Source organism: Streptomyces sp. YS-3 (assembly GCF_045257485.1).
Classification (GTDB): Bacteria; Actinomycetota; Actinomycetes; order Streptomycetales; family Streptomycetaceae; genus Streptomyces.
Genome location: NZ_JBJHPC010001186.1, coordinates 1 through 617 on the forward strand (window position 1 = coordinate 1; position 617 = coordinate 617).

The following is a 617-nucleotide window of genomic DNA, read 5'->3' on the forward strand; positions in this document are numbered from 1 at the left end:
ACCCACCAGTGGCTCATCCCGCACCACGCCGACGTCTCCGCGCTCCTCCGGGACCGCCGCCTCGGCCGCACCTACCTCCACCGCTTCACCCACGAGGAGTTCGGCCGTACGCCCCCGCCCCCCGCCCACGAGCCGTTCCACACCCTCAACGACCACGGCATCCTCGACCTCGAAGCCCCGGACCACACCCGTATCCGGCGCCTCGTGGCGAAGGCGTTCACGCCCGGGCGGGTCGCGGAGCTGGGGCCCGTCGTCGAGCGGATCGCCCGCCGGCTCGTGGGCGACTTCGTCGCGGCCGGCGGCGGGGACCTGCTCGCGGAGGTGGCCGAACCCCTCCCCGTGGCCGTGATCGCCGAGATGCTCGGCATCCCCGAGGCCGACCGGCATCTGCTGCGGCCCTGGTCGGCCGACATCTGCGGGATGTACGAGCTCAACCCGGACGAGGAGACCGCCGCCCGCGCGGTCCGGGCGTCCGTCGAGTTCTCCGCCTATCTGCGCGAGCTGATCCGGGAGCGCCGCCGCGCCCCCGGCCCCGACCTCGTCTCCGCCCTCATCGCCGTCCACGACACGGAAGGCAACACCGGCGACGACGCCATCTCCACCACCCACGCCACCAC

The 617-nt window shown here is 74.1% G+C and carries 1 pseudogene; it reads left to right on the forward strand.

The features are described 5' to 3' along the window. Positions 1 to 617, forward strand: a pseudogene (locus ACJA3G_RS38235) (cytochrome P450); the annotation flags it as partial.